Here is a 3,560-nt window from a genome sequence, read left to right as displayed (position 1 = left end):
GATGAACTGGCCTGCCTCAGGGACGTTTTCGGCCTGACCGATGGCATCGTCAACCGTGGTGTGCAGCCGCGCGTTGGCGATCGGCGTCGCGGCGTCCCGCGCGATCACGTCACGCGGAGTGCAGGAGGCAAGTGCGCGGCGGGCCACGACGTCCACGAGTGGTCCGCGCGGCGCGAAAATCAGCTGCTCGATGCCGTCCGACGGCGCATCGGTGCGGCGGTAATTGTCGGGTGTGGCCAGCGCCCCTGAGGAGCCGGCCGCGACGTCGACGACATCTGCGCTCTTGGCGTTGACCCGGTCCTGGATGTCGGCTTTCAGCGGCCACACCGTGACGCGCTTGGTCATCGGTTTGGCGCCCCACCAGCGCTCGTTGGCGACCAGAACCACCGCGCCGCCGTCCAGCACCGATTCGATCTTGTACGGTCCGGACGACGGGAAGTGCTTGGCGATCGCGGCCGAATCCGTGCCCGCCTTGAGGTTCCAGGTGGTGTTCCACAGCTGCGCGATGCGCGCGATGACCGGTTGGTTGTTGCCCAGCAGCGCGCCGGTCACGTCGACGCCCAGTTCCTCGCCGATGACGTGCGACGGCAGAATCGCGGTCGCGGTGAACAGCTGGTTGTAGTCGACGATGTTGCGGTCGGGCGCGAACGACACCCGCGCCTTCTTCTGCCCCGGTTGGCAGTCGATCGAGGTGATGTCGACGTACCCAGCCTGGCTGGCGGCGTCGAAGCCGGGAAACCGGCCGGACTGCGCCGCCCACGTCAACACCAGGTCGTCGCAGGTGGCCGGCTTGCCGTCGGAGTAGACCGCGTTGTCGGCGATCTGGTAATCCAGCACCAGCGGCGAACCGCCGACTATCGAGATCGTGCCGAAGTCGTGGTCGGTGACGACCTGGCCGTCGGGGCCGTGGTAGCCGAATCCGGTCAACGTGCGCGCGAAGGCCTGCGCTCCCGCCGACGCGGCGCCGCCGACCGTGTTGGTGTTGTAGGTGTCCAGCGCGCCGTCGACGACGTAGTCGATCTGCCCTGCGGCGCTTCCGGAGCACGCCGTCAACGCGCCTGGCACGGCTGCGGTAAGCACGACGACCAGCCAGCCGACCGCCGCCCGCCGGCGCCAGGCAATCATCGGGCTAGCGTTTGTTCTTGCCGGTCGGACGCGTGTGGCGGCCGGCGGACTGCCGTGCGGGTCGCGCGCCCGGGGCGGGCTTGCTCGGCGCGGCTTCGCCGGTGGCAGCGAGCGACGCGCTCGCCCGCTCGGTGGGTCCGTCCTCGTCGGCCGACTCGGCGCGTGTCCGACCCTTGTCCGGCGCCTTTCCTGCTTCCGGACCGCGGCGCCTGATCACCCGGCGGGTGTGCGTTCGCACCAGCTCGGTGCGCTCACGCAGCGTAACCAGCAGCGGGGTGGCGAAAAAGATCGACGAGTAGGTACCGACGACGATGCCGACAAGCTGCACCAGCGCCAGATCCTTCAGCGTGCCCACGCCCAGCAGCCACACGGCCACCACCATCAACGCCATGACCGGCAGCGTCGAGATCAGGCTGGTGTTGATCGACCGCATGAATGTCTGGTTGACCGCGAGGTTGGCCTCTTCGGCGAAGGTGCGCCGGGCGGTGTGCTGGAAGGCGTGGGTGTTCTCCTCGACCTTGTCGAAGACGATCACGGTGTCGTACAGCGAGAAACCCAGAATTGTCAGCAGGCCGATGACGGTGGCCGGGGTGACCTCGAAACCCACCAGCGAGTAGATCCCGGCGGTGACGGTCAGGTCGAAGACCATCGTGGTGAGCGCGGAGATCGCCATATAACGCTCATAGCGGACGGTGATGTACAGGCTGACCAGCACCAGGAACACCGCCAGGGCGATGACCGCCTTCTTGGTGATCTGGCCGCCCCATGTCGAGGAAACCGCGGAGTCCGAAATGGCCAGCTTGCTGGGCTGACCGTCGGCGCCCTTGGGGTGGTACTTGTCGAACAGCGCGTTGCGAAGCTTCTCGGTCTTGTCGTTGGACAACGCCTCCGACCGAATCTGCACGGTTGCCGACGAGCCGCTACCGACGATGACCACGGATTCCGGGTCGTGGCCCAGCGTCTCCCGGAAGACCTGCTCGACCTGGCTGACGGTCGCATCGCCGCGCTGGAACGACATCGTGGTGCCGCCCTTGAAGTCGATGCCGAAGGTGAATCCGCGGATCAGGATGCTGGCGATCGCGATCCCGACGATCACGCCGCTGATGCCGTACCACAGCCGGCGACGACCGATGACCTCGAACGCGCCAGTACCGGTGTAGAGGCGCGATAAGAAGCTGTGGTGCGGCAACGAGCCGGTGTCATCTCCGCTCGGGCGGACCACTTTTGCGGTACCCGTGCTTATTTCGACGGCAGTTGTGTCGTCGGTGCCGGTCGTATCCGCCATCTCGCTACCCCCGTCCCGTCGAGTAGGCCCCCGCGGTCGCGGCCCGCCGCTCGCGCGCGACCTGCTGGACCGCGCCCAGACCGTTGTATGCCGGTTTTGCCAACGTCTTCGAGTTGCTCGCCAGGTATAGCAGCGGCCAGGTCACCAGGAACACCACGACGGTGTCCAGCGCCGTCGTGAGCCCCAGCGTGAACGCAAACCCCTTCACCTGGCCGATCGCCAGGAAGTACAGCACGGCGGCGGCCAGGAACGTGACGGCGTTACCCGACAGGATCGTCCTGCGGGCGCGCCCCCACCCGCGGGGAATCGCCGAACGGAACGATTTGCCTTCGCGGATCTCGTCTTTGATGCGCTCGAAGAACACCACGAACGAGTCGGCGGTCGTGCCGATACCGATGATCAGACCTGCGATGCCGGCCAGGTCCAGGGTGTAGTTGATATATCGCCCAAGCAGCACCAGGATCGCGAAAACCATTGCGCCAGAAGCGCCCAACGATAAAGCCGTCAGCAGTCCCAGTGCGCGGTAGTACAGCAGCGAGTACAGCAGGACCAGCCCCAGCCCGATCGCGCCGGCGATCAGGCCCGCGTGCAGCGACGTCAATCCCAGTGTCGCCGAGACGGTTTGGGCTTCCGATGACTCGAACGACAGCGGCAGCGAGCCGTATTTCAGAACGTTGGCAAGCTCACGCGCCGAGCTCGCCGTGAACGGTGGGTCTCCACCGGTGATCTGGGTGCGGCCGCCTGGGATGGCCTCCCGGATCTGCGGCGCGCTCACCACCTTCGAGTCCAGCGTGAACGCGGTCTGGGTGCCGATGTGGGCGGCGGTGAAGTCCGCCCAGGTGTTGGCCGCTCCGCTCTTGAACTGCACGTCGACGATGTAGCCACCGCTGTGCTGGTCCATCCCCGAGCTGGCGTTCTCGATCTGGTCACCACTGATAATCGACGGCGCCAGCAGATAGGCCTGCTTGTGTTGGGTATCGCAGGTGACCAGTGGCAGGTCGGGATCGTCGTTGCCGGCCAGGATGTCTTCCTGGAAGCACCGCGTGGCTTCGTACTGCAGGGCCAGGAATTGCACGCCCTTGTTGGTGCTCTGCCGCCACTCGCGCTCTTTGGCGATGCGCTCGGCGAGGTCTCGCCGAGGATCCGGCGG

At 66.5% G+C, this 3,560-nt stretch carries 3 protein-coding genes; all 3 read right to left on the bottom strand.

What is annotated here, in order from left to right:
* A partial coding sequence (locus tag VGH54_RS00250; RefSeq protein ID WP_331509939.1) for an ABC transporter substrate-binding protein occupies positions 1-1,125 on the bottom strand: 1,125 nt, incomplete at its 3' end.
* 4 nt (positions 1,126-1,129) lie between these two features.
* Complete coding sequence (gene secF / locus VGH54_RS00245; protein WP_331509938.1) at positions 1,130-2,410, bottom strand: protein translocase subunit SecF; 1,281 nt, start codon at positions 2,408-2,410, stop codon at positions 1,130-1,132.
* A 4-nt stretch (positions 2,411-2,414) separates the two neighbouring features.
* The coding region (gene secD, locus VGH54_RS00240; RefSeq protein ID WP_331509937.1) for a protein translocase subunit SecD at positions 2,415-3,560 on the bottom strand (1,146 nt) is incomplete at its 5' end.

This window comes from Mycobacterium sp., from assembly GCF_036488105.1.
Classification (GTDB): domain Bacteria; phylum Actinomycetota; class Actinomycetes; order Mycobacteriales; family Mycobacteriaceae; genus Mycobacterium.
The sequence above is the reverse complement of the archived record's forward strand: the minus strand, read 5'-3'. Positions and strand labels throughout refer to the sequence as shown.